The sequence below is a fragment of the Streptococcus sp. 263_SSPC genome (assembly GCF_001071995.1).
Lineage (GTDB): Bacteria > Bacillota > Bacilli > Lactobacillales > Aerococcaceae > Granulicatella.
The window spans coordinates 12400-33489 of sequence record NZ_JVNU01000011.1; the positions used below are offsets into that span (position 1 = coordinate 12400).

The 21090-nt window shown below is 41.8% G+C and carries 20 protein-coding genes and 1 other annotated feature; of the genes, 2 read left to right on the forward strand and 18 right to left on the reverse strand.

All coding sequences use genetic code 11. The features are described from left to right. Positions 1–203 precede the first annotated feature (203 nt). The 14 genes from radC to ADH02_RS00615 form a co-directional block, all read right to left on the reverse strand. Entirely contained in the window at positions 204–887 is a 684-nt protein-coding gene (radC, locus tag ADH02_RS00550) for a RadC family protein (RefSeq protein WP_048710164.1), read from the reverse strand. 43 nt (positions 888–930) lie between these two features. Continuing rightward, on the reverse strand, positions 931–2202 hold the full coding sequence (locus ADH02_RS00555) for a bifunctional folylpolyglutamate synthase/dihydrofolate synthase (protein ID WP_048781701.1): 1272 nt from the start codon (positions 2200–2202) through the stop codon (positions 931–933). A gap of 107 nt (positions 2203–2309) precedes the next feature. Beyond that, positions 2310–4952 (reverse strand): valine--tRNA ligase, encoded by a 2643-nt coding sequence (locus ADH02_RS00560; RefSeq protein WP_048781702.1) that lies wholly within the window; start codon positions 4950–4952, stop codon positions 2310–2312. Between the two features lie 58 nt (positions 4953–5010). Beyond that, positions 5011–5225: a binding site (T-box leader), on the reverse strand. 54 nt (positions 5226–5279) lie between these two features. After that, positions 5280–6104, reverse strand: a complete 825-nt coding sequence (locus ADH02_RS00565) for an alpha/beta hydrolase (protein WP_048781703.1) — start codon at positions 6102–6104, stop codon at positions 5280–5282. A gap of 20 nt (positions 6105–6124) precedes the next feature. Continuing rightward, positions 6125–6475: a hypothetical protein gene (locus ADH02_RS00570; RefSeq protein ID WP_048781707.1), complete on the reverse strand. Its 351-nt coding sequence runs from the start codon at positions 6473–6475 to the stop codon at positions 6125–6127. 152 nt (positions 6476–6627) lie between these two features. Next, positions 6628–7659, reverse strand: coding sequence for a lipoate--protein ligase (locus ADH02_RS00575; protein ID WP_048781709.1), 1032 nt, complete (start codon positions 7657–7659; stop codon positions 6628–6630). 188 nt (positions 7660–7847) lie between these two features. Further along, positions 7848–8609: a CPBP family intramembrane glutamic endopeptidase gene (locus ADH02_RS00580; RefSeq protein ID WP_048781711.1), complete on the reverse strand. Its 762-nt coding sequence runs from the start codon at positions 8607–8609 to the stop codon at positions 7848–7850. A gap of 176 nt (positions 8610–8785) precedes the next feature. Then, a complete protein-coding gene (locus tag ADH02_RS00585) occupies positions 8786–9493 on the reverse strand; it encodes a CPBP family intramembrane glutamic endopeptidase (RefSeq protein WP_048781713.1) in 708 nt (235 codons plus the stop codon). A 109-nt stretch (positions 9494–9602) separates the two neighbouring features. Continuing rightward, on the reverse strand, positions 9603–11132 hold the full coding sequence (locus ADH02_RS00590) for a DEAD/DEAH box helicase (RefSeq protein WP_048781715.1): 1530 nt from the start codon (positions 11130–11132) through the stop codon (positions 9603–9605). A gap of 611 nt (positions 11133–11743) precedes the next feature. Then, on the reverse strand, positions 11744–13129 hold the full coding sequence (locus tag ADH02_RS00595) for a UDP-N-acetylmuramoyl-tripeptide--D-alanyl-D-alanine ligase (protein ID WP_048781716.1): 1386 nt from the start codon (positions 13127–13129) through the stop codon (positions 11744–11746). A gap of 11 nt (positions 13130–13140) precedes the next feature. Beyond that, positions 13141–14214, reverse strand: coding sequence for a D-alanine--D-alanine ligase (locus tag ADH02_RS00600; protein WP_048781718.1), 1074 nt, complete (start codon positions 14212–14214; stop codon positions 13141–13143). A 166-nt stretch (positions 14215–14380) separates the two neighbouring features. Beyond that, on the reverse strand, positions 14381–15148 hold the full coding sequence (locus ADH02_RS00605) for a hypothetical protein (protein ID WP_048781720.1): 768 nt from the start codon (positions 15146–15148) through the stop codon (positions 14381–14383). Between the two features lie 173 nt (positions 15149–15321). Continuing rightward, complete coding sequence (gene htpX / locus ADH02_RS00610) at positions 15322–16215, reverse strand: zinc metalloprotease HtpX (RefSeq protein ID WP_048781722.1); 894 nt, start codon at positions 16213–16215, stop codon at positions 15322–15324. A 33-nt stretch (positions 16216–16248) separates the two neighbouring features. Further along, positions 16249–16809 carry a LemA family protein gene (locus tag ADH02_RS00615; RefSeq protein ID WP_048711349.1) on the reverse strand — a complete coding sequence of 187 codons (561 nt, stop codon included), beginning with the start codon at positions 16807–16809 and terminating at the stop codon, positions 16249–16251. A 145-nt stretch (positions 16810–16954) separates the two neighbouring features. Between ADH02_RS00615 and ADH02_RS00620 the strand changes: the two genes are divergently transcribed. Then, positions 16955–17659 (forward strand): SMI1/KNR4 family protein, encoded by a 705-nt coding sequence (locus ADH02_RS00620; RefSeq protein WP_048781724.1) that lies wholly within the window; start codon positions 16955–16957, stop codon positions 17657–17659. Between the two features lie 446 nt (positions 17660–18105). Here ADH02_RS00620 and groL read toward each other — a convergent pair whose 3' ends face one another. Both groL and ADH02_RS00630 read right to left on the reverse strand, forming a co-directional pair. Further along, entirely contained in the window at positions 18106–19725 is a 1620-nt protein-coding gene (gene groL / locus ADH02_RS00625; protein WP_048781726.1) for a chaperonin GroEL, read from the reverse strand. Between the two features lie 14 nt (positions 19726–19739). Continuing rightward, a complete protein-coding gene (locus ADH02_RS00630; protein ID WP_005607270.1) occupies positions 19740–20009 on the reverse strand; it encodes a co-chaperone GroES in 270 nt (89 codons plus the stop codon). Positions 20010–20160: 151 nt separating this feature from the next. Between ADH02_RS00630 and ADH02_RS00635 the strand changes: the two genes are divergently transcribed. Further along, the gene (locus tag ADH02_RS00635; protein WP_048713683.1) at positions 20161–20424 is read left to right on the forward strand and encodes a hypothetical protein; all 264 of its coding nucleotides are present in this window, start codon (positions 20161–20163) and stop codon (positions 20422–20424) included. Between the two features lie 45 nt (positions 20425–20469). On the opposite strand, the gene ADH02_RS00640 is transcribed toward ADH02_RS00635, so the two are convergent. Together ADH02_RS00640 and ADH02_RS00645 are read right to left on the reverse strand one after the other, a co-directional pair. Next, positions 20470–20655 (reverse strand): hypothetical protein, encoded by a 186-nt coding sequence (locus ADH02_RS00640; protein ID WP_048781730.1) that lies wholly within the window; start codon positions 20653–20655, stop codon positions 20470–20472. 76 nt (positions 20656–20731) lie between these two features. Beyond that, positions 20732–21090 (reverse strand): DUF1310 family protein (locus tag ADH02_RS00645; protein WP_065426992.1); only part of this gene is annotated, 359 nt, incomplete at its 5' end.

The following is a 21090-nucleotide window of genomic DNA, read 5'->3' on the forward strand; positions in this document are numbered from 1 at the left end:
AAACACATCATAAGTATAACATCTCACAGACAAATTTACAAGAGTATTTCCGATTTCACTGAGAATTAAGTGGAACAAATGCCGTTTTGTGCGTTTTTTCCGAATCGTTTCGTTAATTTTCAATAATATTTTTCGTGAAAATCGAAAACAATCTGCTTTCATCTTTTTCAAAATTCAACTTCTCACATTCTTTTGAATCGTTTTTAAAAAGCCCCGAATTCTTTTAAAGAAATATACTCCTCTCCTCCGACGACAAAATGATCCAGAAGCTCGATGCCCATGAGTTCCCCGCACTCCATCAAGCGACGCGTAAAATCGATATCCGCTTGCGAGGGCTCGGGGTTACCGCTTGGGTGGTTATGTCCAATAATGACGCGCGCTGCCGAAAACCGTACTGCCTCTCGGAAGATTTCGCGTGGATGCGCGACTGCACTATTCAACCCACCGATGAAAATCATTTTCTTCTTGATGATTTCGTTTTTTGTGTTCAAATACAAGGCGACGAGATGTTCTTGATAAGCATCCTTCAACTCCTGCACAATCCACTGGCCGGCCATCTTGGAGGATGTAATCTTCCCGAGTTTCATTTGAGCGGCATTACTTAAGCGCACACCCAGTTCCATCGCTGCCTTTAGTTCAATCGCCTTGGTGCGACCGATTCCGTTAATATGCATGAGTTCGTCCAGACTCGCCATCTTCAGTGAATGCAAATCCTCGAAGGTGTTTAAGACTACGACCGCTAGCTGCAGGACGTTTAAATCCTTGGACCCCGTGCGTAGTAATATCGCGAGTAATTCATGCGTTTCAAGCACTTTAGCGCCATACCGTTCGAGGCGTTCTCGTGGCATGGCGCTTAAAGGCACTTCTAATAATTTTGATTCAATCATTGTGACACTTCCTCTTTGTTTTCTCTACAAAGAGTTACGATGTCTATTCTTCTTTGGGCTTACGGTTCTTCCACCAATGTCGAACTTCGGCGATAAAATACAATGAGCCTGTCACCCATAATTCGCTCTCGTCGTCTGTTGAACTGGCGAAACGGTCGATAACTTCTTCAAAGCTTTCTTCATAGGAAACCTTGGGAGAATCCAAGTACGCTTCCACGTCACTTCTTGAAATCGACAGTCCTCTTGAAGGATGGAAACTCGTTAAGATAATATTCACATCGGGAAGAGCTTCCTGCAACCTTGCAAGCATTTGTTGACTATCTTTTCGAGTAAGCGCGCTAAATAACAGCGTCTGCTTCTTGCCAATGCGACCCGTCATATTTTGTACGAGTCGCTCGATAGCCGGTAAATTATGGGCTCCGTCAATCATCACAAGCGGGGTTTCTTGCAACACTTCCATGCGTCCTGGCCAGGAAACAACTCGTAGGGCCACCTCGATGAATTCGGCCTGCACACTTCTACCCGTAGCTTCCATCCAAGAGCGAAATGCTCGAATCGCAACGGTCGCATTCTCCTTTTGAAAGGCTCCTTTAAGTGCTAAATGCTCCAGCGAAATCGTTAACTCGTTATCTTGATACGAATCTTCTACTAGTGAGAAATCCTCTCCAAACGCCTGAACAGTTGCACCTTGTTGACTAGCGGTACTACGTATCACATCCATACATTCACGCGTTACTGGCCCGACGACCACTTGCTGCCCAGCCTTAATAATCCCTGCTTTTTGCGCCGTAATTTCTTCCAACGTACTTCCGAGTAAGTCTTGATGGTCTAACCCAATCGTCGTAATGACACTGACAAGTGGATGGCCAACATTCGTATTATCGAGAAGACCTCCAATCCCGACCTCAATAATCGCAAGGTCGACGGCTTCCTGTTGAAAGACGACAAACATCATCGCCGTTAAAATCTCGAAATAGTTAAAGGATCCCCACTCTTCGAATAAGCGGCTCTCCACTTCTCTTACGACTGATGCTGCTTGCCAGAACGGCTCCTCCCCTAGGGGCACTCCGTCTAGCTGAATGCGTTCCCTGATACTGTCCATATGCGGTGAAGTGAATGTCCCTACTCGCAATCCATGCGCTTTTGCAAAGGACGTCACCATCGCTGCAGTGGACCCTTTTCCATTCGTTCCCGCAATATGAATACTCTTCAATTCACGTTCTGGATTTCCAAGCGTTTCTAGGATAGCCTCCATGCGGTACAATCCATGTTTACGCGGAATACCCTCGCTCTTTTTTAACCACTCTTGAATCATTCACTCACCTCCTGTTTTCCTCATTTATCATAACAGAAAATGACTCGCCGGAACATACAAAAGAGAGCGCATGACACTTCATACGCTCTCCCCGCCGTTAAAACGGATTAGATTTTCTTCAATGTTGCGATACGTTCTAACACTGCTTCGCGTTGTGCTTGATAGTCCGCACCTTTTGCACGTTCAGCTTCAACAACTGCAGCAGGAGCTTTTGCCACAAATTTCTCGTTCGATAATTTCTTTTCGACACGATCCACTTCTTGTTGCAATTTCTCTGCTTCTTTTTCAAGACGAGCGATTTCGTCTTCGATGTTGATTAACCCTGCTAATGGTAAGTAAATTTCAGCACCTGTGATAACAGAAGTTACCGCATCAGATGGCGCTTCAACGTCTTCACCATACACGAATTCTTCTGGATTTGAGAAGCGTGCAATGTAAGATTCGTTTTCTTTCAAGATTGCGTAGTGCGCAGCGTCGCTCACTTTCGCAATGATGTTAATTGGTTTTGATAATGGTGTGTTCATTTCGTTACGAACCGTACGTACTGAACGGATGAAGTCCATTAAGAATTCCATTTCTTCGGCTGCTTGTTCGTCCATTTGTTCTGGGTGAACCGTTGGGTAAGTTGCCACCACTAATGATTCCCCAACGTGAGGAACAGATTGCCAGATTTCTTCTGTCACGAAAGGCATGATTGGGTGTAATAGACGTAATGTGTTGTCTAATACATATACAAGAATGCTACGTGTTGTTAATTTCGCAGCTTCGTCGTCCCCTGCTAATGTTTCTTTCGACATTTCGATATACCAGTCACAGAAATCATCCCAGATGAAGCGATATAGGAGACGTCCTGCTTCACCGAATTCGAATTTCTCGAAGAGTTCTGTCACTTTGCCAATCGTTTGATTTAAGCGTGTTAAAATCCATTTATCCGCAAGAGTTTTCTCACCAGTAATATCCACTTGGTCCACAGTTAAGTCGCCCACGTTCATTAATGCGTAACGGCTTGCGTTCCAAATCTTGTTGATGAAGTTCCATGCAGCATCCATCTTGTCTGTTGAGTAACGAACGTCTTGCCCTGGAGCAGAACCGTTTGCTAAGAACCAACGAAGCGCATCGGCACCATATTGCTCGATGACTTCCATTGGGTCAACCCCGTTTCCAAGAGACTTACTCATCTTACGTCCTTGGCTATCACGAATCAATCCGTGAATTAGAACGTTCTTGAATGGACGTTTACCTGTAAATTCTAATCCTTGGAACATCATACGGCTTACCCAGAAAGTAAGGATGTCGTACCCTGTTACAAGTGTGTTTGTTGGATAGTAACGTTTGTAGTCGGCTGCATCTTCGTCCGGCCAACCCATTGTTGAAAATGGCCATAACGCAGATGAGAACCAAGTATCTAATACGTCTGGATCTTGTGTCCAGTTTTCGATATCGCTTGGTGCTTCCATGCCTACGTATACTTCGCCTGTTTCTTTATGATACCAAGCTGGAATTTGATGTCCCCACCATAATTGACGTGAAATTACCCAGTCGTGAATGTTTTCCATCCAACGTAAGTACGCATCATTGAAACGTGGTGGATAGAAGTTTACTGTGTTGTCGCCTTCTTCACGTTGCGCATTGATGGCTTGCTCTGCCAAAGGTCCCATTTTTACGAACCATTGTTTTGAAAGGCGTGGTTCAACCACGACATCTGTACGTTCTGAGTGACCAACGCTGTGTAAATGTTTTTCGATTTTCACAAGAAGGCCAGCTTCTTCTAAATCTTTCACGATGGCTTTACGCGCAGCAAAGCGGTCCATGCCTTCGTATTTACCAGCTAACTCGTTCATTGTCGCATCATCGTTCATCACGTTAATACGAGGTAAGTTATGACGGTTCCCCACTTCAAAGTCGTTCGGGTCATGTGCTGGAGTAATTTTTACAACCCCTGTTCCGAAATCTTGCTCAACGTATTCGTCAGCGATGATTGGAATCTCACGGTTTACTAACGGCAAGATCACTGTTTTCCCGATAAGCGCTTGGTAACGTTCGTCGTCTGGGTGAACTGCAACAGCTGTATCTCCAAGAAGTGTTTCTGGACGAGTTGTTGCGATTTCTAGGAATCCACTTCCGTCTGCTAGAGGATAGTTCATATGATAGAACGCACCTTCTACGTCTTTATGGATAACTTCGATATCGGATAATGACGTTTTGGCTTTAGGGTCCCAGTTGATGATGTACTCACCACGGTAGATTAATCCTTTTTCGAATAACGTTACGAAGACTTTCTTCACGGCGTCAGATAACCCTTTATCTAATGTGAAACGCTCTCTGCGGTAGTCTACAGAAATTCCCATTTTTGCCCATTGTTCACGGATATGGCTGGCATATTCTTCCTTCCATTCCCATGTTTGTTCAAGGAACTTCTCACGGCCAAGGTCATAACGAGATAAGCCTTCACCGCGTAATTTTTCTTCTACTTTTGCTTGAGTTGCAATCCCCGCATGGTCCATCCCTGGTAACCATAAAGTGTCGAACCCTTGCATGCGTTTTTGACGGATAATCATGTCTTGTAACGTTACGTCCCAAGCATGTCCTAAGTGTAATTTCCCTGTTACGTTTGGTGGCGGGATAACGATTGAATAAGGTTCAGCGTTTGGATCTTCGTTTGGATGGAAGACGCCTGAATCAACCCACCATTGATATTTACCAGCTTCAACTTCTTGTGGTTGAAACTTAGATGACATTTCTTTAGCCATTGATTTTCCTCCTTGTATCTTGTTTGTGTCCAATAAAAAAATCCTATGAAGACACTCTCCATAGGACGATTAAATTCGTGGTACCACCTAATATTCGCGTAATCATTCATTACGCCTCGATGTTGGTAACGAAGTGTCGTCTCCGTACTCTATTACTTCTTTTCGTAGAGTAAGCTCACAAGCTACCTTCAAATGAATTTGCTAGGAAGTTTCACCAAGTCTTCCCTCTCTCATAAACAAAGTCATTTTACTCCTCTTGTTCATCGCTCTAATATACAAAATATTCTACCATTCAAACCCGACGCTTGCAACAATATCGCGCTCGTCTTACGATTTCACGTTCCCGCTAGACACGCCTTGATCTGCATCTTCTGGAATCCACCAGTCTAAGAACTGCTTCATCGCCCAGTCCCAGAAATCCCATTCGTGTCCACCAGCGTGTTCTTGATACGTTAGTGACACTCCTTGTTCTTTCAAAAAGCTGCTGTAGCTACGGTTGTCTTCCAACAGCCAATCTTCCGTGCCACATGCCATAAAAATCGAGAGCTCATCCTTATGCTCCATTGTTTGGACGGCATGATACAACTGATTGCCTTCCGCCACAAAGGTCTCCTCATCTTTAAAGACCGCCTCCAAAAAGCTTTTTCTTAAAAAGAACGGTGCTTCTGGAATCTCTTCTGGTGGAAGTGCCTGTTTCTTAATCGCGCTAGAGAACGCCCCAATGACGCTAAAGGTGTCTGGATATTTGATGCCATTTCGAAGCGCCCCATATCCACCCATCGAAAGCCCGGCAATGCCCAAGTCTTCCCGTTTTCTGGAAATTGGAAACATTCGGCGTGAGATTTCTGGAAGCTCCACCCCGATAAATTCTCCATAGTTCGTATAGTTCCACGGTTGGTCTACGTAGAAATGATTTTCCCCAGAAGGCATGATGAGGGCAAGGTTCTTCTCTTTAGCGTATCGAAGAATGCGCGTTTGATTGACCCAATCCTGATTACTGCCCAATACTCCGTGCAGTAGCACCAACGCTTTGTACGGGCCTTCCGAAAGATACTGATTATCAAAGTCCACTGCATCGCTAGGCAAGTAGACTGACAGCGGGATAGTTCTCATTAATGTTTTTGAAAAGAATGAAACGTGTAAAAGTGCCATATGAAGCCTCCATTAAACTATTATTTTTTAAAGTATCGATTCATGATTGCCACTAAGCCAAAGATAAACGTCATTTTAACGACGGATTTTTGCCAAGACTCCCATTGCTCATACCCAAAGAAATGATTCATGATGAGAATAAAAGCAATAGTGGCTACCATGCCCATAAAGATGACAACCCCTGCGCGATTGAATTTTTTGAGTTTATCCGGATTATCCCGATTCAACCAAGAATAAAAGGCAGCACCAACAACTATCGCATTCACAATAAACAGCGCGATATCTTGACGAAATAGTAGCTGATAGATGGCATTTGCACCACTGATGAACCCAAATACTATAGTAACAATTTCTCTAACTTTTTGACTCATTTCCAACAACCCCTCTCCCTAAAAACGGATTCCTGAACTTATCTCTATTATACTGCTCCCCCCAGCGTTTTTACAATACGAGAGAGCAAAAAAAGAACCTAGCATGACTGCTAGGTTCCACTTCATCGGCCTCTATAGCCGAGTTTCCTATTTTATTCTTCGACCCCTAGTAATAGGTTTACTAGGATGTCCACTGTCACATTACCGAAGTAACGGCGGATGTCGATGGCTTCAAAAGCTTTTGTTAAGTCTTCGCGGTTGTATCCTACGCCCACAAGCGCTTTTTCTACATCGCTGATTTCACCAAGACCGAAGAAGTCTCCGTTAATTTTAATGTCTTTGATGGCATTCTTTTCAACGTTCAAGCTGAACTCGATTTGTCCGGCCGGTGTACGTTTGGATTGTTTGAATTCGAATTTTGGATTTTTTCCGTAGTTCCAATCTGGGTTGTTGAAGTACTTGCTGCGTAATTCTTCTACACGCACCCAGTCTTCATCTGTTAGAACATACTCTTTAATCGTAGATGTATCTTCCACATTGAAGATGTTTTTCAAGAGCACTTCGCGGAATTGTAAGATGTCTAAGTCTTGATATTCAGGCGCTAAGTACGGTTTAATATTTGTCACGCGTGAACGAACGGACTTGATTCCTTTTGACGCGATTTTCTCTTGTTTTGGACGTAAAATTTGAGGCAAAATGCTCACATCTAGATCGAGCATTAATGTTCCGTGCGCTGTTAAACGGCCATTGTTTGAATACATCGCATTTCCAGAGAATTTCTTACCATCGATGAGAAGGTCGTTACGGCCTTGTAACTCTGCCCCTGTTGCTCCCATTTTATGAAGAGCTTCAATCACAGGTTCTGTGAATTTTCCGAAATCACGGAAGCTATCGCCGTCATCTTCTGTAATGAAGCAGAAGCAGATATTTCCCATATCGTGATACACGGCTCCACCGCCTGAGAAACGACGAACCACTTGTACGCCAAGCTTGTCTACACCATCTTGATTGATTTCTTCAATGGTATTTTGGTTTTTCCCGATGATAATCGCATTTTCGTTAATATAAAATAACAAAATTGGTTCATCGAGTTTCTTTTCGTTTAATAAGAAATATTCGATGGCTAAGTTTGTCGTTGCATCGTAGATTTCTTGTCCATTACGTTGATTTTTTACATAATACATCTGAAAGTCTCCTCGCTTTTACTGATATCACTAGCGCTATCATACCATAACCCTCCCCCTCACACATAAGAAAGAAGCTTGATTTTACACTGTTTTTACTCCACTCCAACACGCAATTACCATATATGGTAATTGCAGCTTTTCAATAAGAAAAAACGCACCCTGTCCAGGATGCGCTTTGCTACAGTTTAGTATGCCCACGCGATGAGCAAATAGATGAAGGTTGAACCAAACATATCTGCCAATGCGTGCATAAGGAAGAATGGTAATAAGTTTTTGACCACTTTCTTGTACATGAAGTAGTAGAACAATCCGTACACGACTCCGATAACCATTGCCCACAACATTCCTTGATACGTATGAAATGAGAAACGAACAAGCGTTGAGAATGCTAAAGCCTTCCACTGATGTTCTTCCTTCACCGATGTCATTAATCCAAGGAAGAAGAACTCTTCGTAGAATCCATTTAATAGCCCATAAGCGATGGCCATTGGAGATAACGCTAAGAACTTATTGATGATTTCCTGTGGGTTCATGAACGGAACGAGCGCTGGGTCGAAGTAGTTGTATTCACCGCTCAGAGTTGTTACAACGTCGCCAAAGAGTCCGACAATCGTGAATAATAACGGTACCCAGATGAGTACGGACCAGTGAAAACGAATCTTCAACTGCTTGAAGTCGTAATGACGGATGACTAAGTACAAGAGTGCAATCGCTAGTAAAATCACCTGTAAGGTAAAGTTACTCGAATACACTGCCCCGTCGCTATAGGACGTTGTCGTTTCCGTATACGGTTGGACCACTTCCGTCACTGGTTGTAAGCTTTGTAGAAATTGTTGTGTGGATCGGATGATAAACTCACCGAACATGATAATCGTGACGATGAGGATGTCATACCACTTTAAAGTTTTTAATGGTTCTTTTGGTCTAATTTTAGTTAAAACTGTCATGATTGTATCCCTCTTTTCCTTATTGTATCAAAACACTGTTCTATTGAAAGAAAATCGCTTCTTTCTTTGGGCGTCTTCCTTAATAAGAGAGTACTCCTTAAAACTAAAATGAACCTAAAATCAAAAAAAATTCCACAAAAAAAGTGACTCCTAATAAGAAGTCACCGACTAATTCTCTAAAAGAAATGTCTCGGTATTTCGATGAACAAGATTACAAGAAGTCCATTATAAAGGCTGTGTAATAAAATTGCGTCAAACAAACTTCTTCTTCGTTCATACACAAGAAAAAGAACAATAGAGAGAATAAGATAAGCTAAAAACTGTATCCAATTGTGGATATAAGTCGGAAAATGAATAGCTGCAAATAGAATTGAAACGATGGACATTCTAACAAAAGTATTCACTTTTCCTCGAAGCAAATTATTCAGAAATCCTCTAAAAAGAAATTCTTCAATCAAAGGTGCAATAAACACTAATCCTAGTGCATCTAAAGCAAAAATAAATTTGTCTGTTGTTAGTGTTAGATCAGCCCTAAAGAAAAAATCAACTAGTTTTGATCGACCTGTCCCATATGCCATTGAACTCCACAAACTAATCAAATAGATTGAAAATCTGAGAGTAATATACGTTACAAAAACAAAAATTAAATCCATCAGTTGAATCTTTCTTTTTACTGTTGGCTTAAATAATTTTGTGTGTACTTTGTACATACAAAACACCAAAATGCCAACGCAAATAATCGTCACAATTAACTCCCACATATCCGCTTGACGACCTAATTTCATTGAATTCAGTTCGAACACAAATTCAATTCCCCCGCGTATGACAATATACGCTACAAAAAAGAATAGAACCCAAAGCGGTTTTTTCATTCGAGCACCCATTTACTTCTACCTCACATGTTTTTTCCCTATATTACCGTTTTATAGCAGATACTGTCAATATGAGATTTCAAAAAAAGCAGACTAGCGTTTTACTAGTCTGCTTCATTCATTATTTCTGGCGGATGGTAAATCCTTTGTCAGATTTCTTTTTGTTGTTACGGCGGCGAGAATCTTTCCCTTTATATCCGCGTGTATATTCGTCTTCTAAGCCACGGCCACGACGGTCTTCTTTGCGCTTGAAGCTTCCTTTTCCGTTACGTCCTCGGTTGTCTTTACGGTCGCTACGGTTGTAATTCCCACGGCTGTTGCCACGTTTGCGGCTTGGCAATGGACGTTCTGGCGTGATTTTAACTGGAATTTCAGTTGGATCTTTAATCATGCTCTTGAGTAATAGAGCTGCCAATTCTTCTGGTTCGTACTCGTCTAATAAGTAAGATACCGCTTCTTTGAAACGTCTTGGTTCCACAGTTTTCATCATTTCGTCGATAGACTCGATGGCTGTTTTTGTTTGTCCTTCCAAGGCTTCTGTTTGCGTTGGTGGACGAAGGCTTGTCATACGTTTGCGTGTTAATTCTTCAATCACACGTAGGTAATCCATTTCGTTTGGTGTCACGAATGTAACTGACATTCCTTCTTGTCCCGCACGGCCTGTACGTCCGATACGATGTACATAGCTTTCTGGGTCTTGTGGGATATCGTAGTTGTACACGTGCGTTACGCCTGAGATATCTAGTCCACGTGCTGCCACGTCTGTAGCGACTAAGATGTCTAAATGGTTGTTCTTGAAGTCACGAAGAACGCTCATACGTTTTTGTTGGCTTAAGTCCCCGTGGATTCCTTCTGCACGGTAGCCACGCATTTCAAGTCCGCGTGCTAATTCGTCTACACGACGTTTTGTACGTCCGAATACGATGGTTAATTCAGGCGTTTGAACGTCTAATAAACGTGTCATAATGTCGAATTTCTCGTAGTCTTTACATTTTACGAAATATTGATCGATTAATGTCGCCGTCATCTCATTTGATTTGATACGAACATGTTCTGGATCTTTCATAAATTGAACACCGATACGTTTAATATCATCTGGCATTGTCGCAGAGAATAAAAGCGTTTGGCGGTTTTCTGGAACTTGTTTGATAATCGATTCGATATCTTCCAAGAATCCCATGTTTAACATTTCATCCGCTTCGTCTAAGACAAGTGTTTCCACTGTCGCAAGTTTCAATGTACGGCGTGAAATGTGGTCTAAAAGACGACCTGGAGTTCCCACAACGATTTGTGGATTTTCTTTTAATTGGCGAATTTGACGGTTAATGTCCGCTCCACCGTAAACAGCTTGTACACGAATTTTTTTGTCGCGTCCGAGACGGAACAATTCTTCTTGTGTTTGAATCGCAAGTTCACGAGTTGGTGCGATGACAAGTCCTTGTACGCCTTTTTTACTTGGGTCGATTTTTTGAAGCATTGGCAAACCAAATGCGGCTGTTTTACCAGTCCCTGTTTGCGCTTGTCCAATTACATCTAAGCCTGCTAGCGCTTTTGGAATGGTTTGTGCTTGAATGGGAGTTGCTTCCTCAAACCCCATTTTTTCGATAGATTCTAGTAAGGCAGAATCCAATCCTAATTCATTAAATTTCATATTTTCCTCCTTGGATACTTCGGTGAGAAGCACACGAGGGATTTCCCTTCATAACAAAAGCCTGGAGCTTTTCGTAAGAGCACCAGACTTCTACAATCGTTTAAATTTCAAACTATCTATTATAAATGTGTGTACATTTCTCAACTCAGCGAATAGTATAGCACGCATCCAGCGAGAATGCAAAGAATACAGACCGCCGACTCCTGCTTTTTATTCTTTGAAAAATGCTTTTATGACAAGTTTTTGACTGAGTGCTGATTCCTCAAAATCCTTGCGGATTTTTTATAATGGCTGTAATGGGGCAACGGCTTGAGCCATGGTCTCAAGCTCTTTCAAGATTCAAACGTACTCTAGAAAATAAATTTTCAAGAGTACGTAATTCACTTTGAATGCCATCCCCCATTACTACCATTATAAAATCCGCTAGATTCTTCGGAATCAGCGTCAATTAACTTGGAATAGCAGTTTCAAAATAAAAAGCGGGAGGAGGCGGGTGGGTTTGCTTCTCGTGGTGCGGTTGAGAAATGGGACACTTTATAATCGCTAGTTCTCAGGGATGGGACGAAAAAAGCGAGGGACGTTGGTGCGTCTCTCGCTTTACTTTAAATTTATTATTCTGCTCTTAGGGCATCGACGACAGCGAGTAAACCTGTGCCGTTGCTTGATTTGATAAGGACTTGGTCGCCTTCTTTGAGTTCAGCTTTCAAGTCAGCAATCAAGGCTTCTTTATCCATGTAATGGTGAAGCGCTGCTGCTTCGAACTGGCCTTTCAACGCATCATACAGTGCTTCCATTTCTTCGCCGTACAAGTACACAAGTGCGACTTCGCTTGGAGAAATGACTTCTGAGATGCTGGCGTGCAATTCTTTCGAATGTTCACCAAGCTCGCGGATGTCCCCAAGAACGAGAACGCGACGGCCTGTTGCTTCGACTGAAACGAATGATTTAATCACGGATTTCATCGCGATTGGGCTAGCGTTGTACGCATCATTTAAGATGGCTACTCCGTTTTGGCCTTTCACCCATTGCGTACGGTTCTTCGTCAATTCGAAGTTCGCTAAGGCTGACACGATATCAGAAAGCGGAACGTCTAATGTGCGTGCAATTTCAATCGCTAAAAGCGCGTTTGAAACGTTGTACGCCCCAAGAACTGGTAAAGTGACCGCCACTGTTTCAGTTGGTGTCACTAATTCAAACGCTGTGTGGTCTGAATAAAGTTCGATGTTACGTGCTGAAAGTTCCTTGCTTCCTTCGCCGACTGTAACGATGTTGAAGTTTGCTGGTTTTTCAGCTTGTGCAATGCCTGCTGTAATTAAATCTTCATGCGCTGGATAAATAAAAGTTCCATTTTCTTGTAGTCCAGAAAGGATTTCAAGTTTGGCTTTGGCAATCCCTTCCTTGCTTCCCAATTGTTCCATGTGCGATTCACCGATGAGCGTAATCGCAACAACTTGTGGGCGTGCTAATTTTGATAAGAACTCGATTTCGTGGAATTCGCTCATTCCCATCTCTAACACAAGTGCTTCTGTTGATTCTGGCATATCTAAAATCGTTTGTGGTAAGCCGATATCGTTATTGAAGTTTCCTTGTGTTTTATAGACACGGTAGCATGCGCCAAGAGCGGCTGCTGTCATATCTTTTGTCGTTGTTTTTCCAGAACTACCTGTGATTCCGACAACGCGTGGAGATACTTTTTCTAAGTACCATTTCGCTAATTTTTGAAAAGCTTGAAGTGGGTCGTCCACCCAAATCGCGCAGATACCATCTGGTGGCGTTACATCTTGTTTGCCCCATAACACAGCTGTTGCGCCGGCTTGAATGGCTTGCTCAATATAATCATGTCCGTCTGTTTGCCCTTGAAGTGGCACGAAAAGGCTGTTTGGTCCTAATTTTCGTGTATCGAAGGCTACAGATTCGATGACTTCAAATCGATGTGCTGACTGATAATCAATCGCTTCGACCGCTTTTGTAATTTCAGCAACTGTTCCAATACTCATCTTTCTACCCCTTATCTCGCGTGACGATCGTTATAGCGTTTCAACGCTAATTGAATGAGTTCTTCGACTAAATCTTTATAGGAAATGCCCATTGCTTCCCAAAGTTTTGGATACATACTAAATTGTGTGAACCCTGGCATTGTATTCACTTCGTTGATAAACACTTCGTTGGCTTCTGTTAAGAAGAAATCACAACGTGTTAAGCCACTACCGTCAATGGCACGGAATGCTGTTACAGCATATTCACGAATTTTTGCAGAGACTTCTTCAGGAATCGCTGCTGGGATTTGAAGTGTTGTGGTGTTGTTAATGTATTTTTCGTTGTAATCGTAGAATCCTGCTTGTTTCACGACTTCCCCAACCACAGATGTGTTCACTTCGTCGTTTCCAAGAACCGCAACTTCGACTTCGCGTGCGTCGATTCCTTGTTCTACGACGATACGACGGTCGTATTTCAACGCTTCTTCGATGGCTGCTGTTAATTCTTCGCGGTTTGTCGCTTTAGAAATCCCAACACTTGAACCCATATTCGCTGGTTTCACGAATACTGGGTAACGTAATGTTCCTTCGATACGTGTGAAGATAGCTTCTGGTGATTTTTCGAAATCAGCTTTCACAAAAGGTACGAATGGCACTTGTGGAATGCCTGCTTGTTGGAATAAATGCTTGCTGGCAATTTTGTCCATTCCGTTTGCGCTGGCTAATACGCCACATCCAACATATGGTAAGTCTAAGATTTCGAACAATCCTTGAATCGTCCCGTCTTCTCCATTTGGTCCGTGTAAAATTGGGAATACCACTGTATCTGGTCCAGCGATATCGCTTGGTTGGATGCGAACCCCTGTTGAAGTTTCGCCTTCAGTAGTTGCAAAATGCGCTACAGATCCTTCTGTTAAACGAAGCGCTTGGTCAAAGGCTACAGGAGCTTTTAAAGCTTCTCCTTTTAACCATGTTCCTTCTTTTGTAATGTACACTGGTTGCACATCGTAATACTCAAAATAAATTTCTTTAATAATTGAACCGGCTGTTAAGATTGAAATATCGTGCTCTGCACTCTTTCCGCCGTAAATCACTACAATTTTCATATGAATCCTCCAAACTATTCGCGTGCTGCGAACCGCCTCATTTAGGCTCTTCGAACGTTATTTTGAAAATAACCTTGCACTTTTCAGTATAACAAAACGGCCCAACGGTTACAAGTTACGGCCAACGCACAAAAAAGCACCTCTCACATCCGCTGTGAAAAGTGCTTTAGATGGCGTCATTCATTGGAAGTTTTGCTGAAATCTTCCAGTTCTGATACGTTTCGCTATAAGAGAGTTGTCCGATGCGGACGTTTTGTGTCACTTCTTTATCGGCATAATGATAACGGTCTTCTGTTAAGAAGATTGGCACTTCGTAGCTGTCTTCTTTCTTTGTGACTTTATCAAAAGCCAAGCTGATTCCTTCACGATACAATGGCATCATTTCTTTGAGCGCTTCGATGGAAATCGCTGAAGCCACTTTGTCTGCACCAAAGAATAAGAACTTCGGTGTCTCGTTCAAGATATCTGTCATCTCGATTTGTACTTGCGCCGATAAGATAGGCAAGAATTGCTCAATTTTACGGTAGTACACTTTCGAGTAGCCATTTTCAAGTGACAAGTAAATAAAGTTGTTTTGTAATTTATAGAAGAACGGCGAATGCAAGTGCGTCTTCGCATGCGAAATATACAGCAAGTCTGCAATTTCTTGCGGCGTTAATTGATGAACGAAATCAATCGAATCAAAGTCCACCCAGTTCGATGGCGCCTCTTTGCCTTCTTCCACCCCTTGGAGATACGCTAACACATTTTTACGCCCCTTCACCCACATGAAGCCAGTGTATGGATCGTGTGTAGCAAGGCTGGACTTCCCGTTTAAGAGAAGAAGGTTTTGCGGAATCTCAGACTGTGGTAAGGCAGACAAACGAAACGCAATCGACTTTGTTAGTACATGGTTCGATACGCTATCGTAATGGATATACAATTGTTTAGCCACAGTCTCACCTCCATAGAGTTTATCATGTTCCATTATATAGGATTTCTTTCTACTAAAACATGTATATTAGATTACATTTTTACGTGTGAACCGTTTTCTTTTGTAACAATTTAGCAACATTCTAATCTAGTTCTCAGAAAACAAAAAGACTGAGGAAATCCTCAGTCTTCAGGTTACATTTTTTCTAATCGTTTAATACGATTGGCCGTTGATGGGTGTGTTGAGAAGAGCGAATCTCCTTCTTCCCCAAACGGATTCGAGATATATAACGCCGCACTCTTCTTGTCGGCTTCCGTCATTGGCGGAGCCTCTGAAATCTTTTGAAGCGCAGAGATAAGTCCGTATGGATTTCGTGTGAATTCCACCGCTGACGCATCTGCTAAGTACTCACGATTTCGTGACAAGGCCAATTGCAGGATGGTCGACATAAATGGTCCAAGAATCATCGCGATTAAACCGATGACCATGAAGATGGCATTTGCGCCACCACCGTTGTCATCATCATCTCGGTCTCTACTACCGCCACCCCAGAACATCATGCGACTTCCGAATTGGACGAGCATGGCAATCACGGCACCAAGCGCAATCGCAATCGTTTGAAGGCGAACGTCATAGTTACGAATGTGTCCAAACTCGTGGGCAATTACCCCTTCAAGTTCTTCACGATTCAAACGTTCTAATAACCCTGTTGTAACCGCCACGGCTGCATTTTCTGGAGAACTTCCTGTCGCAAATGCGTTTGGAGATTCGTCCTCGATAATGAAGATACGTGGCATTGGCACTTTTGCGATCATCGCCATATCAGTGACGATGTTCCAAATCATCGGTGCTTGATTTTTATCTGTAATTTCTTTGGCATGGTTTAATTGCATCACTACATTAGTCGCATTTGCAATCATCATCATTGAATACAACCCGCCGGCAACAAGGGCGATAATAACCCCAGCGACGACACTGCGTAAAGCATAATATCCAATTCCGATTCCCACTGCAATGAAGAGCGCCATGTACAACGCAATCACGACCAGCGTTTTGCGTTTGTTGGAAGCAATTTGTTGGTATAACATCCTAGCACTCCCTCCCTACTAATGAACTGTCAATTAGAATTTCACTTCAGGAACTTTACGAGCTTCAACTGGAGTTTCTAACATTTCTTCTTTAGTGAATCCACCAAAACCAGCAATAATGTTTGTTGGAATTGATTGAATAGAGATGTTATATCTTGCAACACTTGAATTGTATAATTGACGAGCGTAAGAGATTTTGTTCTCTGTGTTTGTCAATTCTTCTTGTAAGTTTAAGAAGCTGTCGTTCGCTTTTAAATCAGGATAGCTTTCAGCTAAAGCGAAAATAGTTTTTAAAGCACCTGATAATTGGTTAGATGCTTCCATTTTTTCTTGTGGTGAAACATCGCTACCCATGTTTGCAATTTGGTTTCTCATCGCAATTACTTGAGTTAATGTTTCTTGTTCGTGTTTTGCGTAACCTTTTACTGTTTCAACAAGGTTTGGAACTAAGTCGTTACGACGTTGTAATTGAACATCGATTTGTGCCCAAGCTTCTTGAACCCAGTTTTTTTGTTGTACAAGTCCGTTGTAAGCAAACATTGCCCATAAGACAATTACTGCTAAGACTCCTAATACAATCCATACTACTGTCATTTTTTGACACTCTCCTTTAGATTTAATACCCTCATTGTACCATATTTTCCTATTTGTGTGTAAAATAGTAGGTAAAGATAGAGTAGCAAAACGTAAAATTTTCTGCATCCATCCTAAGACGGATTTTGCAGTAGAAAGGAGCCCCATGATTCAGCATCAGTTATTCTCACCTATTCCACAGACGAAGGAGAATTTCTCTCGTTTTCCACTACCACAGAGTTACGTGGATTTTCTTTTGGAAAATGGTGCCGGATTCTTCACGAACACTAAGATTCCAACGGCGGAACCAACGCGATTTGGCCTCGACTACGCGCTCTGTAATGGACTGAGCGGCTACTCAGAAGGCCCGTATTTCCCAAGCATTCTGGATGCTGCATGGTCTCCAGAAGTGACAGGATTGCCTGAGTACTTCGTAGTCTTTTTCCAAGACGGACCTGTCTTCTACGCCTTCGATTATCAAAACAGCGCTGACAAGGAACCAAGCATCCGTCTGATTGATATTGAAATGGATCAATGGCTCGAAGTGGCAAACTCCTTTGACGATTTCCTCTCTCAACTAGAGGTAACAAACGAAGACATAACGTATGATATGAAAGACTGGATTTCCATCCATACATTGCTGCAACAAATCGGACAGGAAAACCCTGATACGCTGGAGGGCCTGCTTGAAATCTTGCAAGACACCCATCCACAACTCTTCTTGCAAGTAACGGCCTATGCCTTAGAGCATACAGAGTCCGACGCCGTTCGTTCGCTATATAAAGAACGCTTCGCCTTTATCGAGGATTTCCTAAGCGCAGAATTCTCTTCTTATCCAGAATACGCGCACTGCAAAGCCCTATTATCATAACTACAAAAATAAGACCAACAAATCCGTTGGTCTTATTTTCTTCCTCTATCCATCCTCTTTTTATAAGTATTCCCCAAAAAAAGAGTTCAAAGCGCAGAACCCGTGGATTGCACTTTCCTCTACACTCTCTATTCCACTCTCTTTTTATAAGAAGCTCAAAAATAAATGTTCAAAACGGAGAACACGAAGGATTTTATAGTAGCAGTAATGGGGAATCGTATTAAATGCGAATTAATGGTCGTAGGAATTTATTCCGTATGACCATTTTGAGGCTTTAAAGTCGAGAGACTACAGGCTCGAGACGGTACCCCATTACAGCTACTATAAACAAATCCTTCAGTGTTCGTAGTTTTGAACGAAGTTCAATTTTTTAGTAAGCACCTTGCGGTGTTTTTATTCCAAAAAGAAAAAGAGGGGTGAAAAACTTTCACCCCTCGTCCTTTTGATTACATCATACCCATGCCCGGATCCATCCCTGGCATTGGTGGTGCTACTGGAGCTGGTTTGTCAGCTACAACAGCTTCTGTTGTTAATAATAATGCTGAAACAGATGCAGCATTTTGTAATGCAGAACGTGTTACTTTCGTTGGGTCCACGATACCTGCTTCAATCATGTTTACCCATTCATCTGTAGCGGCATTATATCCAATTCCTTTTTCTTCAGATTTCAAACGAGCAACAATGACTGAACCTTCAAGACCTGCATTTTCTGCGATTTGACGTAATGGTTCTTCTAATGAACGAGATACGATTTTCGCACCTGTCGCTAAGTCGCCTTCTAATTCAAGAGCGTCTACGACTTTTTGAACGTTCACAAGAGCTGTTCCCCCACCTGAAACGATACCTTCTTCAACCGCTGCGCGAGTTGCGTTTAAGGCATCTTCAATGCGAAGTTTTTTCTCTTTTAATTCAGTTTCAGTAGCGGCACCGACTTTAATTACGGCAACCCCACCTGATAATTTAGCAAGACGTTCATGTAATTTTTCACGGTCGAAATCACTTGTTGTATCTTGTGCTTGTGCGCGAATTAAAGCAACACGGTTCGCGATTAATTCTTTAGAACCTGCACCTTCAACGATTGTAGTGCTGTCTTTAGAAACCACAACTTTACCAGCTGTCCCTAATTGAGCTAATGTTGCATCTTTTAATTCTAAGCCAAGGTCTTCTGTAATCACTTGAGCACCAGTTAACACAGCGATATCTTCTAACATCGCTTTACGACGGTCACCGAATCCTGGAGCTTTTACAGCTACCACGTTAAATGTTCCGCGTAATTTGTTTAATACTAATGTTGGTAAAGCTTCGCCATCCACGTCATCCGCGATAATTAATAACGCACGTCCTTGTTGAACGATTTGTTCTAATAATGGAATAATTTCTTGGATGTTTGACACTTTCTTATCTGTGATTAAGATAAATGGATTGTCTAAAGTCGCAATCATCTTGTCGTTATCTGTCACCATGTATTGTGATAAGTAACCACGGTCAAATTGCATTCCTTCTACAACATCTAATTCTGTTTCAATCCCTTTAGATTCTTCGATTGTGATAACACCGTCGTTCCCCACTTTTTCCATAGCTTCAGCGATTAATTCACCGACTTCAGCTGAACCTGAAGAAATGGCCGCAACTTGTGCGATGGCTTCTTTTGATTCTACTGGACGAGAAATGCGGTGTAACTCTTCAACCGCTGCTTTTGTCGCAAGTTCAATCCCGCGGCGGATGCCTACTGGGTTTGCTCCAGCTGTTACGTTTTTCAATCCTTCACGAACGATGGCTTGTGTTAAAACAGTTGCTGTTGTTGTACCGTCACCGGCAATATCGTTTGTTTTTGAAGCCACTTCAGCCACGAGTTTTGCACCCATGTTTTCGAAGTGATCTTCTAATTCGATTTCTTTTGCGATTGTGACCCCATCATTTGTAATCAGTGGAGAACCGAATGCTTTTTCTAATACGACGTTACGTCCTTTTGGTCCTAATGTTACTTTTACTGTGTTCGCTAAAACGTCCACACCGCGTAGCATGGCGCTTCTTGCGTCTTCTGCAAATTTAATATCTTTCACCATAGTTGTATCCTCCTTTATTCAACAATTGCGATAATGTCTTTTTCTTTCACGATGATATATTCTTGACCATCTAATTTAACTTCTGTTCCTGAATATTTCTCGAACACGACTTTATCACCAACCGCTACTTGACGGTCTTCTGCAGCAGTGAATTCGCTTGTTGCGATTACTTTTGCAAATTGTAATTTTTCTTGAGCAGTTGTTGGTAGGAATAATCCTCCAGCAGTTTTTTCTTCTTGCTCTACCATTTGAATAACAACTCTATCTTTTAAAGGCTTTAACATATGAAATCCTCCTTCATCTTTTTTAGCACTCAAAAACACTGAGTGCTAACTCATAGTTTTATGATACTCATTTGGTCAGGAAAAATCAAGAATAAATACTTGCTTATTTGTCTGGAATTTTGTAAGATTTTGACAGGAAAGGATGATTGCGATGACACGAAAAAGTTTCTTTAGAAAACTATATTTTGAAATCATATTAGCCGTCTTCTTTATCTTTCTAGCAACGACGCATTATCCTGGAAATGGATTTGACTTTATCACATTATTCTGCTGTCTATTCGCAACGACAAGCATCGTAACAAGTATCAACATGCTTCGCACCTACAACGAGTTGAAAAAACTCGCTAACCTCATCGAGAATCTTCCCGATGACGAGGATTCACTAGACGATAAAGAGCCAAAAGAAAAGCACTAATCGCTCCGCAAATCGGATTGGATTAGTGCTTATTTTTATTTTCCATTATTTTTTGTTTGCCTTTTTTGATTCATCCACAGTCGTTGTGCGATTCGATTCTTGCACCATAATTACCTTTACAACCGTGTAAGCAACTGCTAAAAAGAACGCCAAACAAAATAAAGCCGCAACGCCAAAATTAATGAAAAAGTCCTTAAAAAATTGATTTCCAAAAATTCTTAATAGTTCCATCTGTTATATCTCCCTTTTAATTGTTCACTTTCCTTCTTTTTGCATAGTATACCGTACAATGTTCTCTATATAAACTTTACTCAGCTTTTTTACTTTTTACAAATTCAACCAACTCCGGTGACCAACTACCTCCACCATATTCAATCTTACCAGTATTATAATCCTTATAAAGGTTAAAGGAGATTGTATAATCTTTATTGTCATTAACATAAAGATAAACAAAGATTCCGCCTGTTGGTATTTTATTAAATGAGTAAATTGTATATTTTTGGATGAACCCTTTTTCAGTTAAAGCATCAGGGTCAATCCATGTTAATACTTTCAAATATATCTGTTCAACTTCTTCACTCTTAACGATTTGATTTATCTCATTATTTTGAACTATTCCCAGTATTGTGTATCCACCAACAACTAGGCCCACAACTACTAAAAGTA